The sequence below is a fragment of the Achromobacter sp. ES-001 genome, from assembly GCF_019448355.1.
Taxonomy (GTDB): Bacteria; Pseudomonadota; Gammaproteobacteria; order Burkholderiales; family Burkholderiaceae_B; genus Achromobacter; species Achromobacter spanius_B.
In genome coordinates this window covers 1,553,977-1,571,079 of sequence record NZ_CP079940.1, presented here as the reverse complement: position 1 = coordinate 1,571,079, position 17,103 = coordinate 1,553,977, and the positions used below count along the sequence as shown (strand labels likewise).

At 64.3% G+C, this 17,103-nt stretch carries 11 protein-coding genes; 8 read left to right on the top strand and 3 right to left on the bottom strand.

What is annotated here, in order from left to right; all coding sequences use genetic code 11:
• The first annotated feature begins 95 nt into the window (after nt 1-95).
• Complete coding sequence (locus KYT87_RS07000) at nt 96-1,112, top strand: 1-aminocyclopropane-1-carboxylate deaminase (protein WP_046802671.1); 1,017 nt, start codon at nt 96-98, stop codon at nt 1,110-1,112.
• A 76-nt stretch (nt 1,113-1,188) separates the two neighbouring features.
• On the opposite strand, the gene KYT87_RS06995 is transcribed toward KYT87_RS07000, so the two are convergent.
• Nucleotides 1,189-2,394 carry a urate hydroxylase PuuD gene (locus tag KYT87_RS06995; RefSeq protein WP_219991905.1) on the bottom strand — a complete coding sequence of 402 codons (1,206 nt, stop codon included), beginning with the start codon at nt 2,392-2,394 and terminating at the stop codon, nt 1,189-1,191.
• 212 nt (nt 2,395-2,606) lie between these two features.
• Complete coding sequence (uraH, locus tag KYT87_RS06990; RefSeq protein ID WP_120154352.1) at nt 2,607-2,957, bottom strand: hydroxyisourate hydrolase; 351 nt, start codon at nt 2,955-2,957, stop codon at nt 2,607-2,609.
• Nucleotides 2,958-3,152: 195 nt separating this feature from the next.
• Between uraH and puuE the strand changes: the two genes are divergently transcribed.
• The 4 genes from puuE to KYT87_RS06970 all read left to right on the top strand — a co-directional run bounded on the left by puuE (nt 3,153) and on the right by KYT87_RS06970 (nt 8,836).
• A complete protein-coding gene (gene puuE, locus KYT87_RS06985) occupies nt 3,153-4,097 on the top strand; it encodes an allantoinase PuuE (protein WP_046802668.1) in 945 nt (314 codons plus the stop codon).
• Between the two features lie 11 nt (nt 4,098-4,108).
• Nucleotides 4,109-5,887 carry a 2-oxo-4-hydroxy-4-carboxy-5-ureidoimidazoline decarboxylase gene (gene uraD / locus KYT87_RS06980; protein WP_219991904.1) on the top strand — a complete coding sequence of 593 codons (1,779 nt, stop codon included), beginning with the start codon at nt 4,109-4,111 and terminating at the stop codon, nt 5,885-5,887.
• 4 nt (nt 5,888-5,891) lie between these two features.
• The gene (locus tag KYT87_RS06975; protein WP_219992606.1) at nt 5,892-7,121 is read left to right on the top strand and encodes a M20/M25/M40 family metallo-hydrolase; all 1,230 of its coding nucleotides are present in this window, start codon (nt 5,892-5,894) and stop codon (nt 7,119-7,121) included.
• A 209-nt stretch (nt 7,122-7,330) separates the two neighbouring features.
• Nucleotides 7,331-8,836 (top strand): nucleobase:cation symporter-2 family protein, encoded by a 1,506-nt coding sequence (locus KYT87_RS06970; protein WP_219991903.1) that lies wholly within the window; start codon nt 7,331-7,333, stop codon nt 8,834-8,836.
• A gap of 61 nt (nt 8,837-8,897) precedes the next feature.
• Here KYT87_RS06970 and KYT87_RS06965 read toward each other — a convergent pair whose 3' ends face one another.
• On the bottom strand, nt 8,898-10,973 hold the full coding sequence (locus KYT87_RS06965; RefSeq protein WP_219991902.1) for an OPT family oligopeptide transporter: 2,076 nt from the start codon (nt 10,971-10,973) through the stop codon (nt 8,898-8,900).
• A gap of 219 nt (nt 10,974-11,192) precedes the next feature.
• Here KYT87_RS06965 and mdeB point away from each other — a divergent pair, with 219 nt between their 5' ends.
• The 3 genes from mdeB to KYT87_RS06950 all read left to right on the top strand — a co-directional run bounded on the left by mdeB (nt 11,193) and on the right by KYT87_RS06950 (nt 17,098).
• Nucleotides 11,193-13,880 carry an alpha-ketoglutarate dehydrogenase gene (gene mdeB / locus KYT87_RS06960; RefSeq protein WP_219991901.1) on the top strand — a complete coding sequence of 896 codons (2,688 nt, stop codon included), beginning with the start codon at nt 11,193-11,195 and terminating at the stop codon, nt 13,878-13,880.
• 301 nt (nt 13,881-14,181) lie between these two features.
• On the top strand, nt 14,182-16,479 hold the full coding sequence (locus tag KYT87_RS06955; RefSeq protein ID WP_046802663.1) for an NADP-dependent malic enzyme: 2,298 nt from the start codon (nt 14,182-14,184) through the stop codon (nt 16,477-16,479).
• 166 nt (nt 16,480-16,645) lie between these two features.
• Entirely contained in the window at nt 16,646-17,098 is a 453-nt protein-coding gene (locus KYT87_RS06950) for a DUF2214 family protein (protein ID WP_046802662.1), read from the top strand.
• The last annotated feature ends 5 nt before the right edge of the window (nt 17,099-17,103 follow it).

Here is a 17,103-nt window from a genome sequence, read left to right as displayed (position 1 = left end):
CCATAAATACGCAATTGACCGCTACCGCCCGCGATTCCTATGATTTTTCCACCCGAGCCTCACTTGCCGGCCGGAATCCCATCACAGGAGCCCGCATGGATCTGCAACGCTTTCCCCGACATCGCCTGACCTTCGGCGACACCCCCATCGAAAAGCTGGACCGCCTGTCCGCGCATCTGGGCGGCAAGGTCGACATCTATGCCAAGCGCGAGGACTGCAACAGCGGTCTGGCGTTCGGCGGCAACAAGCTGCGCAAGCTGGAATACCTGATTCCGCAAGCGCTGGAACAAGGTTGCGACACTCTGGTCACCATCGGCGGCATTCAATCCAACCACACCCGCATGGTGGCCGCGGTGGCCGCCAAGCTGGGGCTGGCTTGCGTGCTGGTGCAGGAAAACTGGGTGGACTATTCCGACGCCGTCTACGACCGCGTCGGCAACATCATGATGAGCCGCCTGATGGGCGCCGACGTGCGCCTGGTGGACCAAGGCTTTGACATCGGCTTTCGCCGCAGTTGGGAAGAGGCGCTGGAAGACGTGCGCAAACGCGGCGGCAAGCCCTACGCCATTCCGGCCGGCGCGTCCGACCACGAACTGGGCGGGCTGGGCTATGTGGGCTTTGCCGAAGAGGTGCGGCGCCAGGAAGCCGACCTGGGATTCAAGTTTGACTACATCGTGGTCTGCGCCGTCACCGGCAGCACGCAGGCGGGCATGGTGGTCGGGTTTGCGGCGGACGGCCGGGCCAACCGCGTCATCGGCATCGACGCATCGGCCACACCGGAACAAACCCGCGCGCAGATCCTGCGCATCGCGCGCCGCACGGCGGATATGGTCGGGCTGGAAGCAGGCATCGCCGACAGCGACGTGGTGCTGGATACGCGCTACGCCTATCCTGCGTATGGCTTGCCGTCAGCCGAAACCAACGACGCCATCCGCACCTGCGCGCGGCTGGAGGGCATGATGACCGACCCCGTGTACGAGGGGAAGTCGATGCAGGGCATGATGGATCTGGTGCGCCGAGGCGAGATTCCGGCTGGGTCGAAGGTTCTGTATGCGCACCTGGGAGGGGTGCCGGCGATCAACGCCTACAGCTTTCTGTACCGCAACGGCTGAAGCCGACGGCCCGCCCGCCGGCTTCGGGGCCATGGGCTGGCCGGCCGGCGACTTGCGCTGACCGGCCCCGCTCCGGCTACCGGGTTTTTGCGCCGGCCTGAAACCACGCGCCAATCAACGCGCGTTCGTCGTCGGTCATGCCGGTGGAATTAGCCATCGGCATGATTTTCGACACCACCACTTGCTGGTATACGGCCTGGGCGTGAACCGCGATCTGCTCAACGGAATCCAGGCGCACGTTCTTCATCTGCACCTGTGCGCCGTGGCATAGCAGGCACCGCTGGTCGAATACATGGCGTACTTCCGCAAACGCCACCTCGGCGGGCGCGGCCACCGCCGCCGAGGCCGCCACGGGCGCGGGCCGCATCCACACGATGGTCAATCCCAGCACCACCACGCCGAGCAGCACATACGGCAGCGGGTTGCGCGCGTTGCCCAGCTTGAAGCGATGGCGCACCACGAAGAACTGCCGGATCGCCGCGCCGCCCAGCATGATCAGCAGCAGAACGATCCAGTTGTACTGATGGGTATAGGTAAAGCTGTAGTGGTTGCTCATCATGGTGAACACCACCGGCAGCGTGAAATACGTGTTGTGCACGCTGCGCTGTTTGCCGCGCTGACCATGGACGGGGTCGACGGGCTTGCCCGCCCGCATCGCGGCCACGTTCTTGCGCTGGCCGGGGATGATCCAGAAGAACACGTTGCCGCTCATGGTGGTGGCCATCATCGCGCCCACCAGCAAGAACGCCGCGCGGCCCGCGAACCAGTGGCAGGCCAGCCAGGACGCCAGGGCGATGAACACCGCCACCAGCACTCCCACGATCGTGTCACCGTGCTTGCCGCGCCCGAACAGGCGGCAGATGCCGTCGTAGACCATCCAGAACACCACAAAGAAGGCCAGCGCGACGGCCACGGCGGTGCCGGGCTGCCAGTCCATTTTTGACCGGTCGATAAGGTAGGTGCTGGCGTTCCACAGGTACGACATGGTGAACAGCGCAAAGCCGGTCAGCCAGGTGCTGTAGCTTTCCCAGAACGACCAATGCAGATGTTCGGGCAGCTTTTTGGGCTGCACCGCGTACTTCTGCATGTTGTAGAAACCGCCGCCGTGCACGGCCCATTGCTCGCCGCCCACGCCCTTGGCGAGCGATTCGGCGTCTTGCGGTTTTTCAAGGCTGTTGTCCAGCATCACGAAATAGAACGACGTGCCGATCCATGCGATGCCGGTAATGATGTGGGCCCAACGCAGCAACAGGTTGACCCAATCCAGGTAGTAACTTTCCATCCACGCCCCCGCAGTGGGCGGGCCTTGATAGGCTCCGCCGCACTGCCTACCACCGCGGGCGCTGTAAGCAGAAGATAGATCGCGCACAAGGCTAAAGGCCCCGCACCGCTGCGATCAGGATGGACGAAATTGTATGCAGGTTTTGTTCACAAGGCTATGCGCGCGCAACCGCTGTGGCATCAGGAATACCCTGATGTGAGGGGCCTTGCCGCTTACGAGCCCCGATACGTGGAATAGCTCCAGGGGCTGACCAACAGCGGCACGTGATAGTGCTGGTCCGCATGCGCCACCCCGAAGTCAAGGCTGACCCGATTCAAGAAGTTGGGCTCGGGCAAGGCAACGCCGCGCGCCTGGAAGTAGGCGGCAACGTCGAACACCAGTCTGTAGGTACCCACTTTCAAGTCCGCGTCGGCAAACAAGGGCTTGGCGCTGCGGCCGTCCTGGTTTAGCGTGAATTGCTGGATCAAGGTGGCGGATTCGCCGCGTGTGGCGTATAGCGCCACGGACATGCCCTGGGCCGGGCAACCGTGCATGGTGTCAAGTACGTGCGTGGTCAGTCCCATGTTGTCTCCTGTGTGCCCCGAAGGCTGCGGGGCGGTCTCATGGTTATCCTTAATGATGTACATAAATTGTATACAGCTAATTGCTTTCCAGCTATTGTTTAGCCCATCATGAAACCGTCCGTTCATCCGCGCTTGGCCCACTGAGTTCTTTCCTTACCGCTGCGCGCGCCTCCAGGCTCCATGCCCGCTCTATTCATGAACACCTACGACTCCACGCTTCCGTACCCCCGCGACCTGATCGGCTACGGCCGCAATCCGCCCCACGCGCAATGGCCCGACCGGGCTCGCATTGCCGTGCAATTCGTTTTGAACTACGAAGAAGGCGGCGAAAACAGCGTGCTGCATGGCGATGCGGGTTCTGAACAATTCCTGTCGGAAATGTTCAACCCGGCCAGCTACCCCGACCGCCATCTCAGCATGGAAGGCATCTACGAATACGGGTCGCGCACCGGCGTCTGGCGCATCCTGCGCGAATTTGAAAAGCGGCAGTTGCCCTTGACCGTGTTCGGTGTGGGCATGGCGCTACAGCGCCACCCCGAACTGACGGCGGCGTTCACGGAACTGGGCCACGAAATTGCCTGCCATGGCTGGCGCTGGGTGCATTACCAGAACGTGGACGAAGCCACCGAACGCGAACATATGCGCCTGGGCATGGAAGCCATCACCCAACTGACAGGCAGCCGCCCGCTGGGCTGGTACACCGGGCGCGACAGCCCGCGCACGCGCCGACTGGTGGCCGACTACGGCGGCTTCGAATACGACAGCGATTACTACGGCGACGACCTGCCCTTCTGGATGCAGGTGAAAAAGAGCGACGGCGCCGTCGTCCCGCAACTGATCGTGCCCTATACGCTGGACTGCAACGACATGCGCTTCGCGCTGCCGCAAGGCTATTCGCACGCCGACCCCTTCTTTCAGTACCTGAAGGACAGCTTCGACGTGCTTTACGCCGAAGGAGACGAAGCGCCCAAGATGCTCAGTATCGGCATGCATTGCCGGCTGCTGGGCCGCCCGGGGCGCATCACGGCGCTACAGCGCTTTCTGGACCACATTGCCCGCCACGACCGCGTCTGGGTATGCCGCCGCCTGGACATCGCCCGGCACTGGAAGGCCACCCACCCCTATCTTCCCAACCGTTGAGCGCACCCACCATGCCCCACACGCTGGAACAACTCAATGCCGCCACGCCCGACGCGGCGCTGGCCATGCTGGACGGCCTGTACGAACATTCGCCGTGGATTGCCCGCCAGGCGCTCGCCGCCCGGCCTTTTCGGTCGCTGGCGCGTTTGCAGGACCAGTTGCGCCACGTGCTGGATCAAGCCGATATCGACGCACAACTGGCGCTGATCCGCGCGCACCCGGAATTGGCGGGGCGCGCCATGCAGCAAAACAGCCTGACCGCCGAGTCCACCCAGGAACAGGATCAGGCGGGGCTTACGCATTGCTCGCCCGACGAACTGGCGCGGCTGCAACAGCTGAACAACGACTACAGCGCGCGCTTCGGTTTTCCGTTCATTCTGGCCGTGCGCGGCGCGCGCGGCACGGGCCTGTCGCGCCAGCAGATCATCGATGAATTTGCGCGGCGGCTGGATAACCCGCCCGACGTCGAAATCCGAGAAGCGCTGCGCAATATCCATCGCATCGTCGAAATTCGCCTGACCGACAAGTTCGGACGCGACCTGACCTTGGGCAACGACATCTGGGACTGGCAGGAACGGCTCAGTATCCACAGCGATCCCGGTTACGCCGAAAAAGGCCAGCTGACCGTCACGTACCTGACCGAAGCGCACCGCGCCTGCGCGCAGCGCATCTCGCACTGGATGCGAGATTGCGGCTTTGACGAAGTTGAAATCGACGCCGTCGGCAACGTGGTGGGCCGCTATCGTGCCCAGCAGCCCGACGCCCCCACATTGATGACGGGCAGCCACTACGACACCGTGCGCAATGGCGGCAAATACGACGGCCGCCTGGGAATTTTCGTGCCCATGGCCTGCGTGCGTGAACTGCATCGACAAGGTCGCCGCCTGCCCTATCACCTGGAAGTCATCGGCTTTGCCGAAGAAGAAGGCCAGCGCTACCGCGCCACCTTCCTGGGCTCCGGCGCCTTGATTGGCGACTTCAAGCCCGAATGGCTGGACCAGAAGGACGCGCAAGGCGTCACCATGCGCGACGCCATGCTGCATGCCGGCCTGTGCATTGACGACATTCCGAAGCTGCGCCGCGACCCGGCGCGCTATCTGGGGTTTGTCGAAGTCCATATCGAGCAAGGCCCGGTGCTGTATGAAATGGGACTGCCGCTGGGCATCGTCACATCGATCAACGGCAGCGTGCGTTATCAGGCGCAGATCTTCGGCATGGCCTGCCATGCCGGCACCACGCCGATGAACCGCCGCCGCGATGCCGCCACCGCCACCGCCGAACTGGCCTTGTATGTCGAACAACGCGCCGCGCGCGATGGCGATTCGGTAGGCACCATCGGCATGCTGGAAGTGCCCAGCGGATCCATCAACGTCGTGCCGGGCGAATGCCGCTTCAGCCTGGACCTGCGCGCGCCCAGCGATGCGCAACGCGACGCGCTGGTCAATGACGTGCTGGCCGAACTTGACGCCATCTGCACGCGCCGGGGCCTGCGCTATGCGCTTGAAGAAACCATGCGCGCCGCCGCCGCGCCCAGCGACCCTGCCTGGCAACAGCGTTGGGAACGCGCCGTCGACGCGCTGGGCGTGCCGCTGCACCGCATGCCCAGCGGTGCCGGGCACGACGCCATGAAGCTGCACGAAGTCATGCCGCAAGCCATGCTGTTCGTGCGCGGCCAGAACCACGGCATCAGCCACAACCCCCGCGAATCCACCACCCGCGACGACATCCAGCTGGCCGCGCATGCCATGCAGCACCTGCTGGACGACCTTGCCAATGACATCAAACGCTAACGCCATGACCGATTACGCCCGACTAGACGCCTGGATCGACGCCCACTTCGACGAGCAGGTGAGCTTCCTGCAATCGCTGGTACGAGTGCCCACCGACACGCCGCCCGGCAATAACGCGCCGCACGCCGTGCGCACCGCCGAACTGCTCAAGGAAATGGGCCTTGAGGCCGAAGCGCACCCCGTGCCCGCGCAAGCGGTGCAGGACTACGGCATGCAATCCATCACCAACCTGATCGTGCGGCGCGAATACGGCCCTGGCCGGCGCATCGCGCTGAACGCGCACGGCGACGTCGTGCCCCCGGGCGACGGCTGGCAACACGACCCTTACGGTGCCGAAATCGAAAACGGCAGCCTGTACGGGCGCGCCGCCGCGGTCAGCAAAAGCGACTTCGCCAGCTTTACCTACGCGGTGCGCGCGCTGGAAGCGGTGGCCAAGCCCAGCCACGGCGCGGTCGAACTGCACTTCACCTATGACGAAGAATTCGGCGGCTTGCTGGGCCCCGGCTGGCTGCTGTCGCAAGGCCTGACCAAGCCCGACCTGATGATTGCCGCGGGCTTCAGCTACGAGGTCGTCACCGCGCACAACGGCTGCCTGCAAATGGAAGTGACGGTACACGGCAAAATGGCGCACGCCGCCATTCCGTCCACGGGCGTGGACGCGCTGCAAGGCGCGGTCAAGATCCTGAACGCGCTGTATGCGCAGAACACGCTGTACCAGAACATCACGTCTGAGGTGCCCGGCATCAGCCACCCGTACCTGAATGTCGGACGCATTGAAGGTGGCACCAATACGAACGTGGTGCCCGGCAAGGTCAGCTTCAAGCTGGACCGCCGCATGATTCCCGAAGAAAACGCCGTTGAAGTGGAAGCAGACATCCGCCGGATCATCCAGGAAGCCGCTGCCGCCACCCCCGGCATCACCATCGACATCAAGCGCCTGCTGCTGGCCAATTCGATGCGTCCGCTGCCGGGCAACCAGCCGCTGGTCGACGCCATCCAGAAACACGGTGAAGTGCTGTTCGGCGAACCGATCCCGGCCATGGGAACGCCGCTGTACACCGACGTGCGCCTGTACGGCGAAGCCGGCATCCCCGGAGTCATCTACGGCGCCGGGCCGCGCACCGTGCTGGAATCCCACGCCAAACGCAACGACGAACGGGTCGTGTTGGAAGACCTGCGCCGCGCCACCAAGGTGATTGCGCGCACGTTGGCCGACCTGCTGGCACCGGCCTGATCGCGCCGGATCGGGGCGGGGGCCGCGGGGCTCCTGCCCCATCGCGCGGCCCAGCTGCGACAATTCCTACATAACGTAACTAAACATGTTTATACGATGCGGGTTTTCCTCCATTTCGAGGACCGCGCATACCTGTATACATTCCTCGTACACAAGAACGCTTTTCAGGATTTTCCGACCGACATCCCACTCCGCCAGGAGACACTCCCATGCAGGCTGCATCGCCCGCGCCGTCCGGCGCGTCTCAAGACCTCCATCCCGTCGACCAACGCCTGCCTACCGGCAAACTCGCGGCGTTGGGCCTGCAACATGTGTTGGTGATGTATGCCGGCGCGGTGGCCGTGCCCTTGATCGTCGGCCGCGCCTTGAACCTGACGCCAGACGAAGTCGCCATGCTGATCTCGGCGGACCTGTTCTGTTGCGGGCTGGTCACGCTGATCCAGACCCTGGGCGCCACGCAGTGGTTCGGCATCAAGCTGCCCGTCATGATGGGTGTCACGTTCGCGGCCGTGGCGCCAATGGTCGCGATGGCCAACGCCAACCCGGGTCCGGGCGGCGCGCAGCTACTGTTCGGCACCATCATCGGGGCCGGCATCATTTCGATTTTGATCGCCCCGGTCATCAGCCGCATGCTGCGGTTCTTCCCGCCCGTGGTCACGAGCACCATCATCACGGTCATCGGCATTACGTTGATGCGCGTCGGCATCAACTGGGTGTTCGGCAACCCATCCGGCCCCACCGCCCCCGTCATCGTCGACCCTATCTATGCCAAATGGCTGGCCGACGTCACCTCACCGGGCAGCGCCATCCCGCCCGTGCCGCAAGGCTTCGCCATCATGCCCTCGATGCCGAACCCGCGTTATGCCGACCTGACCGGCTTTGGCATTGCCGTGCTGGTGCTGGCGTCGATCCTGCTGATCGTGAAATTCACCAAGGGCTTCATCGCCAACATTTCGGTGTTGCTGGGCATCGTCATCGGCGCCATCGTGGCATCGGCCACCGGCATCATGACGTTCGAAAAAATCGGCCAGGCGGATTGGTTCGACATCGTGCTGCCCTTCCATTTCGGCATGCCCCGTTTCGACCCCATGTTGATCCTGAGCATGGCGTTGATCATGGTCGTCGTGATGATCGAATCGGCGGGCATGTTCCTGGCGCTGGGGGAAATGACCGAACGCGAAATCAGTCAGCAGAACATGGCGCGCGGCCTGCGCACGGACGGGCTGGGCACCTTGATCGGCGGCATCTTCAACACGTTTCCGTACACCAGCTTTTCGCAGAACGTGGGCTTGGTTGCGGTAACCGGCGTGAAGAGCCGCTTCGTGTGCGTCGCGGGGGGCATCATCCTGCTGGTGCTGGGCTTGCTGCCCAAAATGGCCGCGCTGGTGGAATCGTTGCCCACCGTGGTGCTCGGCGGCGCGGGCATCGTCATGTTCGGCATGGTGACGGCGACCGGCATCCGCATTCTGTCTGGCGTGGATTTCAAGGGCAACCGCCACAACTCCATGATCGTGGCCGTGTCGATCGGCATCGGGATGGTGCCGCTGATCGCGCCCAACTTCAAACAATGGATGCCGCATTCGCTGCACACCCTGATCGAATCGGGCATCTTGCTGGCCTCGCTGTCGGCCGTGTTGCTGAACCTGTTCCTGAACGGCGCGACGCACGACCGCCGCGCCATCATCGCGGCGGCCTTGCAGGCCGAGGAACATTGATTTGATGGCGGGCAGCGGCGGGCGCGTCACGACGCGCCCGTCTCAATGCCCATGGCGCGGCTCAGGCCAGCCGCATCACGCGCCGCCAGAACAGCACCGCCACCCATACAAACACGGCCAAGCCCAGGTACGACGCCGTCACCGCGAAGCCCTCGCCCGCGATGGCCAGCGGCGCATCCGTACCCGCCGCGCCGATGATGCCGGCCATCAACACCCCCACCAGGCTTTCGCCCACGATCAAGCCCGACGCAATCAGCACGCCACGCCGGTTCGCGGCGTCGGCGAATTGCTCGTAAGGCCTGCCCGCCGCGGCGGCGCGACGACGCAGCGCGCGTTCCAGCAACCACGCCAGCACCGCGCCGGCCACGATTGGCGCGGCCACCGTGGGCGGCAGATAAATGCCGATGCCCACGGCCAACACCGGAATGCGCGCCACGCGGCAGGTGCGCTTCAGGATTTCGTCCACCACGATCAGCGCCACGCCCACCGCCATGCCGATCAGGATCATCGTCCAGTTCAGTTGGTGCGTGAAGATGCCGCGCGTAATCGCCAGCATCAGCGTGGCCTGCGGCGCGGACAAGGCTTGCGCCGGGTCCATGCCAGCGCGTGGCATCGCATCGGCAAAACCGTAGGCGTTGTAAAGCAGTTCCAGCACGGGTGAAATCACCGCCGCGCCCACCACGCAGCCAATCAGCAAGGCTACCTGTTGGCGCCATGGCGTGGCGCCAACCAGCCAGCCGGTCTTCAGATCTTGCAGGTTGTCATTGGAAATGGAAGCCACGGCCACCACCGCCGACGTACTGAAAATGGACAACGCAATCGCCATCTGCACGCCGTTTTGCGCCTGTAGCAGTTCGCCGCCCAACGTCAGCATCAACAAAGACACCAACACGATGGCCACGATGCCCACGCCGGAAATCGGGCTGGTCGACGAACCCACCAAACCCGCCATGTAGCCGCAAGCGGCCGCCACCAGAAACCCGAACACAAAGGCGAACAGCACCGCGTACGCCACCAGCTTCCAGACGGCGGCGGCAGACACGGGCGCGCCCGACAGGAACACCTGGAAGGTCACCACCAACACCGCCACCAGCACCAGCGTCACTATTGAAATCCAGCCGGCCGACAAGTCGCGTTCGGTACGAGGCGCTTGTCCGGCACGGGCCGCGCCCGCGCCGGTCAGCGCCGAGAACGAGGCCTTGACGCCACGCGCCATCGGCATGAACAGGGTTGCCAGCGTCCAGATGGCGCCCACGCCGATCACGCCCGCGCCAATGAAGCGCACTTGCGACGCCCACAGGCCGGTGGCGTATTGCGCCAGCGATTGGCCGGCCGGCATGTCGCCCATCGCGGTCAACACCGGCACGGCGATGCCCCACGAGATGATCAGCCCCGTCAACATGGCCAGGCCCGCCACGATGCCGATCAGGTAACCCGCGCCCAGCAAGGCCAACGAAAAGCCCATGGGCAACCGGAACACCGCGCCGCCCAGGGCGAACCACCCGCTGACGCTATCGCCCAGCACCCGCAAGCCGCTGGCCGCAAAGCTGACCGCCGCCGCCACCAGGCCCCCGGCGACGATGTCGCCCATGCCGGTCGCCACGGGCTTGGTAGCGGTATTGGTCACCGGCTGACCCGACGTTGCCTGGGCATCGTCCGCCGCATCTTGTGCGCGTTCGGCACTGCCCACGCGCAGGATTTCGGCCGCCGCCACGCCTTCCGGATACGGCAGATTGCTTTGCACCACCATGACGTGGCGCAGCGGAATCGTGAACATCACGCCCAACATGCCGCCTGCCGCGCAGATGCCCAGCGTCTGCCAGAAAGGAAAGCCTTGCCAGTGGCCCATCATGACCAGCGCGGGCAGGATGAAAATGATGGAAGACAAGGTGCCGGCCGCGGAAGCCTGCGTCTGCACCATGTTGTTTTCCAGGATGTTCGCGTCCTTGAACAGGCGCAACACCGACATCGAAATCACGGCTGCCGGAATCGCGGACGAAAACGTCAGGCCCACCTTCAGCCCCAGGAAGACGTTCGACGCCGTGAAGATCACGGTGATCAGGGCGCCCAGCAAAATGCCCCGGAACGTAAGCTCGGGAAGCGTGACATTTGCCGGGACGCTGACGGGTTGGGTCATTGAAGTCTCCCGTTATGAATGCGAATAAAGCGCGCATTCTAGCGCTTTGGCGTCCACCCAGTGGTCACCACGAGTAAGCGCATGCACGCCGCAGAAGCTGCCGGCATTGGAAATATCCGCAAAATATTATGCTGAAATTCACGGCGTCTTCCCCGCAATTTGATGACTCTTGCCATCCACACAGGTCTAGGATGGAGCGATAACAGGAGACAACACCCCATGCGTGACGCAAGCCACCCCGCCCCGGGACATGACCACCCCACCGATGCCGACCCGGCTGAAACCGCCGAATGGCGCGATGCCCTGCAATCACTGGTCGACGCGGACGGAGCAAGCCGCGCGGGCTACGTGCTGGACAGCCTGCTCGGGCATGCCGCGTCCCTGGGCCTGCGCGCCAACAGCCAGACGCGCACCGCCTACCTGAACACGATACCGGCCGACCAGGAACCGCCTTTTCCCGGCAACCTGGCCGTTGAAGAACGCATCGCCCGCATCAACCGCTGGAACGCGCTGGCCATGGTCGTGCGTGCCAACCAGGCGCACGGGGAACTTGGCGGCCACATTGCCAGCTATGCATCGGCCGCCGACTTGTTCGAAGTCGGCTTCAACCACTTCTTCCGTGCGCAAACCGCCGACGGCCCGGGTGACCTGGTCTACATGCAGCCGCACTCCGCGCCCGGCGTGTACGCCCGCGCCTTCCTTGAAGGCTTTCTGGGCGAAGACGACCTGGCACATTTTCGACAGGAAATCACCGCCACCGCGCGCGGCCTGCGCGGGTTGTCGTCCTACCCGCACCCCTGGCTGATGCCGGACTTCTGGCAGTTCCCGACAGGGTCCATGGGCATCGGACCCATCAACGCCATTTACCAGGCGCGCTTCATGCGCTACCTGGAACACCGCTCGCTGGTGCCCGCCGGCGACCGCAAGGTCTGGGGCATTTTCGGCGACGGCGAAATGGACGAACCCGAGTCCATTGCCGCGCTGACGCTCGCCGCGCGCGAAAAGCTGGACAACCTGGTGTTCGTCGTCAACTGCAACCTGCAACGGCTGGACGGCCCGGTGCGCGGCAACGGCCGCATCATCGACGAGCTTGAAACCCTGTACGCCGGCGCCGGCTGGAACGTCATCAAGCTGGTGTGGGGCAGCGACTGGGACGCCCTGCTTCGCCGCGACACCAACGGCGCGCTGGCCCGAGCCTTCGCCAACACGGTGGACGGGCAATTCCAGACCTTTGCCGCCAATGACGGGGCCTTCAACCGCGCCCACTTCTTCAACCAGAACCCGGAACTGGCGGCGCTGGTGGCCGACTGGACCGACGAAGCCATCGACCGCCTGCATCGCGGTGGCCATGACATGGTGAAGATCCATGCGGCTTATCACCGCGCCGCGCAGCATCGCGGACAACCTACCGTGATTCTGGCGCAGACGAAAAAAGGCTTCGGCATGGGCGCCGCGGGCCAGGGCAAGATGACGACGCATCAGCAGAAAAAGCTGGACGATGAAGCGCTGCTGGCGTTTCGCGACCGCTTTGCCTTGCCCATTTCAGATGCCGACTGCCTGGCCCTGAAGTTCTACCGCCCGGCAGAAGACAGCGCCGAACTGCGCCACCTGCAAGCCCGCCGCGCGGCGCTGGGCGGCCACATCCCCCGCCGTCGCACCGAATCTCCACGCCTGGCGCCGCCCGCCGTCGAACAGTGGGCGCGCTTCGCGCTGGCCGCCGACGGCAAGGAAATGTCGTCCACCATGGCCATCGTGCGCATGCTGACCGGGCTGCTGAAAGACGCCACGGTGGGCTCGCGCATTGTGCCCATCGTGGCTGACGAGGCCCGCACCTTCGGCATGGCCAACCTGTTCCGGCAGATCGGCATCTATTCAGCGCAAGGCCAGTTGTACGAACCCGAGGACATCGGCTCGGTGCTGTATTACCGCGAAGCGCGCGACGGGCAGATCCTTGAGGAAGGCATTACCGAAGCCGGCGCGATTTCGTCGTGGACGGCGGCGGGCACCAGCTATTCGGTCAACGGCTTGCCGATGTTGCCCTTCTATATCTATTACTCGATGTTCGGCTTCCAGCGCATCGGCGACCTGATCTGGGCCGCCGCTGACCAACGCACGCGCGGCTTTTTGATCGGCGCCACGTCGGGCCGCACCACGTTGGGCGGCGAAGGCTTGCAGCATCAGGACGGCTCCAGCCACATCATGGCCGCCGCCGTGCCGAACTGCCGCGCCTACGATCCCGCGTATGCGTTTGAAGTGGCCGTCATCGTCGAACACGGCATGCGCCGCATGCTGGACGAGCAGCACGACGAATTCTTCTACCTGACCGTCACCAACGAAAACCTGGCGCAGCCCGACATGCCCACCGACCCCGCCGTGCGCGTCGGCATCCTGCGCGGCATGTACCGGCTGCGGGCCGCGCGCGTACAGGCACAGGTCCGGCTGCTGGGCGCCGGGCCCATGCTGCGCGAAGCCGACATGGCGGCCGACCGGCTGCACGCTGACTACGGCGTGGATGCCGAGGTCTGGAGCGTGACCAGCTTTTCTGAGTTGGCCCGCGATGGCCGCCAAGCCGAGCGCGCCCGCGTCCTGGGCCTGGAAGCCGCCGACGACGCGGATTGGGTTCGCACCTGCCTGGGCGGCAGCGACGCGCCGGTGATTGCCGCCACCGACTATGTGCGCGCCGTGCCTGAACAGATCCGCGCCTGGGTGCCCGCGCCATACCGCACGCTGGGCACCGACGGCTTCGGCCGCAGCGACACCCGCGCGCAACTGCGCGACTTCTTCGAAGTCAGCGCCGACTGGATCGTGCTGTACGCGCTGGACAGCCTGGGCCGGCAGGAAGACGCCGACGCCCTGCGTCAGCGCCTGAACGCGCGCACGCGCCAGACGCCGCCCTGGGAGTTGTAGACGAGGCACACACCGGTACGGGTACGGGCTACGGGCTACGGCCGCCGCGTCGAAGCGCGTGCCCGCGCCTTCAGCAAAGGCATCGCCGGCTTCCGTGCAGCTTCAAATAAATCCGACGGGTTTTTGACCAAACCCGCCTGATCGCTGCACTGCAACAACCAAGCGCCCGCGCTTTCTGGTGAAATACGGGTGTTCCCTAAGCATTTCGCAAAGAAACCGGCGGGCCGCGAGCCCGCCGTTTGTCATCTTCGCTTTTCATCCCGTTTTCTTTCTCAGTTAGTGCCTCAGAGGCCCCGATCCCATGGACGAAACTCTTACCAAACTGGCGTTGGATTACCACGCCTATCCCACCCCCGGCAAAATCTCGGTCGTGCCGACCAAGACGCTGGCCAACCAGGACGACTTGTCCCTGGCCTACTCGCCCGGCGTGGCGGCAGCTTGCATGGCCATCTTCGACCAGGGTGAAGACGCGGCGTCCAAGTACACCTCGCGCGGCAACCTGGTGGGCGTGATCACCAACGGCACCGCCGTCCTGGGTCTGGGCAACATCGGCCCGCTGGCCGCCAAGCCGGTCATGGAAGGCAAGGGCTGCCTGTTCAAGAAGTTTGCCGGCATCGACGTGTTCGACATCGAACTGGCCGAGAACGATCCGGACAAGCTGGTCGACATCATCGCGGCGCTGGAGCCCACGCTGGGCGGCGTCAACCTGGAAGACATCAAGGCGCCCGAGTGCTTCTACATCGAGAAGAAGCTGCGCGAGCGCATGAAGATTCCCGTCTTCCATGACGACCAGCACGGCACCGCCATCATTTCGTCGGCCGCCATCCTGAACGGCCTGAAGGTCGTGGGCAAGGACATCGGCGCGGTCAAGCTGGCTTGCTCGGGCGCGGGCGCTGCCGCCATCGCCTGCCTGGACCTGCTGGTGCACCTGGGCGTCAAGCGCGAGAACATCTATGTGGTGGACTCGCGCGGCGTCATCTGGGACGGCCGCGACGAAAACATGGAAGCCAACAAGAAGCGCTACGCGCAAAAGACCGACGCGCGCACGCTGGCCGATGTGGTCAACGGCGCCGACGTGTTCCTGGGCTGCTCGACCTCCGGCGTGTTGACGGGCGACATGGTCAAGACCATGGCCGACCGTCCGCTGATCCTGGCGTTGGCCAACCCCGAACCGGAAATCCGCCCGGAAGTGGCCAAGGCCGCCCGCCCGGATTGCATCATCGCCACCGGCCGTTCGGACTACCCGAACCAGGTCAACAACGTGCTGTGCTTCCCGTTCATCTTCCGCGGCGCCATGGACGCCGGCGCCTCGCGCATCACGGAAGAAATGAAGCTGGCTTGCGTGAAGGCCATTGCCGAGCTGGCACAAGCCGAACAAAACGATGAAGTGGCCCGCGCCTACGCCGGCCAGGAACTGTCGTTCGGCCCCGACTACATCATCCCCAAGCCCTTCGACCCCCGCCTGATCTTCCAGATAGCGCCGGCCGTGGCCCAAGCCGCCGCCGACTCCGGCGTGGCCGCCCGCCCCATCGAAGACATCGAGGCCTATCGCCAGAAGCTGATGGGCTTTGTGTACCACTCGGGCCAGCTGATGCGTCCGCTGTTCGCCCAGGCCAAGAAGGCGCCCAAGCGCGTCATCTACGCCGACGGCGAAGACGAGCGCGTCCTGCGCGCCGTGCAAACCGTGGTCGACGAAAAGCTGGCGCGCCCGATCCTGATCGGCCGCCCGTCGGTCATCGAAATGCGCATCAACAAGGCCGGCCTGCGCCTGGTGGCCGGCGAGCACTTCGAAATTGTCGACCCTGAAGACGACAGCCGCTTTAACGAAACCTGGAATGCGTACTACCAGCTCAAGGGCCGTGAAGGCGTGACGCCGGCCATCGCCAAGGCGATGATCCGCAAGCACAACACGCTGATCGGCGCGATGCTGCTGCGTCGCGGCGACGCCGACGCGCTGCTGTGCGGCGTGGCCAGCAAATACGACAACCAGCTCAAGTACGTCGACGAAATCATCGGCAAGAAAGAAGGCCAGACGTACGCCGCGCTGAACGTGCTGATGCTGCCCGACCAGACGCTGTTCGTCACCGACACCCACGTCAACGAAAACCCGACGGCGGAAGAAGTGGCTAACATCACCATCCAGGCCGCGGACGAAATGCTGCGTTTTGGCGTGGTGCCGAAGATCGCCCTGCTGTCGCATTCGAATTTTGGCAGCCGCGTCACGGAATCGTCCAAGAAGATGGCCGCCGCCAGCAAGCTGGTGCAAGACCGCGCGCCGGATCTGGAAGTAGACGGCGAAATGCACGCCGACGCCGCCTTGTCGGAAAAGATCCGTGTGCTGGCCTACCCGGACAGCACGCTCAAGGGTCGCGCCAACCTGCTGGTCATGCCGAACCTGGACACGGGCAACATCACGTACAACATGCTGAAGATGACGGGCAGCAATGGCGTCGCGATGGGTCCGATCCTGCTGGGCGCCGCGCGCCCGGTGCACATCCTGACGACCAGCGCCACCGTGCGCCGTATCGTCAACATGACGGCGCTGGCCGTTGTGGACGCGCAGCAGGAAGCCGCCGACGCCGCCAAGAAGCGCCGTTGATACCGCGCTTGTCCTGACGCAAAGGCGCCCTTCGGGGCGCCTTTTTTCATGCTGTCTTTTCGACGGCGCCGGCTGATCGCCCCGGTGCGTTTTTTTATATCCACCGCACCACGCGCCGCCACCGGCCAATGGTAAAACCATGCTTCACCCCTACCCTGGAGACGACATGCTGGCCGACGCGCTATACGCCTGGTTCCATTACCTTGCGATATTTGTACTGGTGGTTGTGCTGACCGCCGAAGCCGTATTGCTACGCCCGGACCTGACCGCCGCGGGCGTCAAGCGCCTGGTGATCTACGACCGTCTTTACGGCGTCAGCGCCGTGCTGGTGCTGATTACCGGTCTGCTGCGCCTGACGCAGGGCGTGAAGGGCGCGGCGTTCTACATGAGCAGCCCGTGGTTTCACGCCAAGATCACGCTGTTCGTCATCATCGCGCTCTGTTCGATCCCGCCCACCTTGGCGATATTCCGTTGGGCAAAACAGTCGCGCCAGCAGGCTGGCTTCGTGCCCACGCTGCCCGAGATCAAGCGCGTGCGTCGCTGGGTGATGATCGAATCACACCTGTTCATCTTCCTGCCGCTGTTCGCGGTGCTGATGGCGCGCCATATCAGCGTGTAGGCGCG

Coding starts and splice junctions, on each gene's coding strand:
- KYT87_RS06965 (WP_219991902.1), bottom strand. CDS start 10,973: ATGACCCAACCCGTCAGCGTCCCGGCAAATGTCACGCTTCCCGAGCTT.
- mdeB (WP_219991901.1), top strand. CDS start 11,193: ATGCGTGACGCAAGCCACCCCGCCCCGGGACATGACCACCCCACCGAT.
- uraD (WP_219991904.1), top strand. CDS start 4,109: ATGCCCCACACGCTGGAACAACTCAATGCCGCCACGCCCGACGCGGCG.
- KYT87_RS06955 (WP_046802663.1), top strand. CDS start 14,182: ATGGACGAAACTCTTACCAAACTGGCGTTGGATTACCACGCCTATCCC.
- uraH (WP_120154352.1), bottom strand. CDS start 2,957: ATGGGACTGACCACGCACGTACTTGACACCATGCACGGTTGCCCGGCC.
- KYT87_RS07000 (WP_046802671.1), top strand. CDS start 96: ATGGATCTGCAACGCTTTCCCCGACATCGCCTGACCTTCGGCGACACC.
- KYT87_RS06975 (WP_219992606.1), top strand. CDS start 5,892: ATGACCGATTACGCCCGACTAGACGCCTGGATCGACGCCCACTTCGAC.
- KYT87_RS06995 (WP_219991905.1), bottom strand. CDS start 2,394: ATGGAAAGTTACTACCTGGATTGGGTCAACCTGTTGCTGCGTTGGGCC.
- KYT87_RS06970 (WP_219991903.1), top strand. CDS start 7,331: ATGCAGGCTGCATCGCCCGCGCCGTCCGGCGCGTCTCAAGACCTCCAT.
- KYT87_RS06950 (WP_046802662.1), top strand. CDS start 16,646: ATGCTGGCCGACGCGCTATACGCCTGGTTCCATTACCTTGCGATATTT.
- puuE (WP_046802668.1), top strand. CDS start 3,153: ATGAACACCTACGACTCCACGCTTCCGTACCCCCGCGACCTGATCGGC.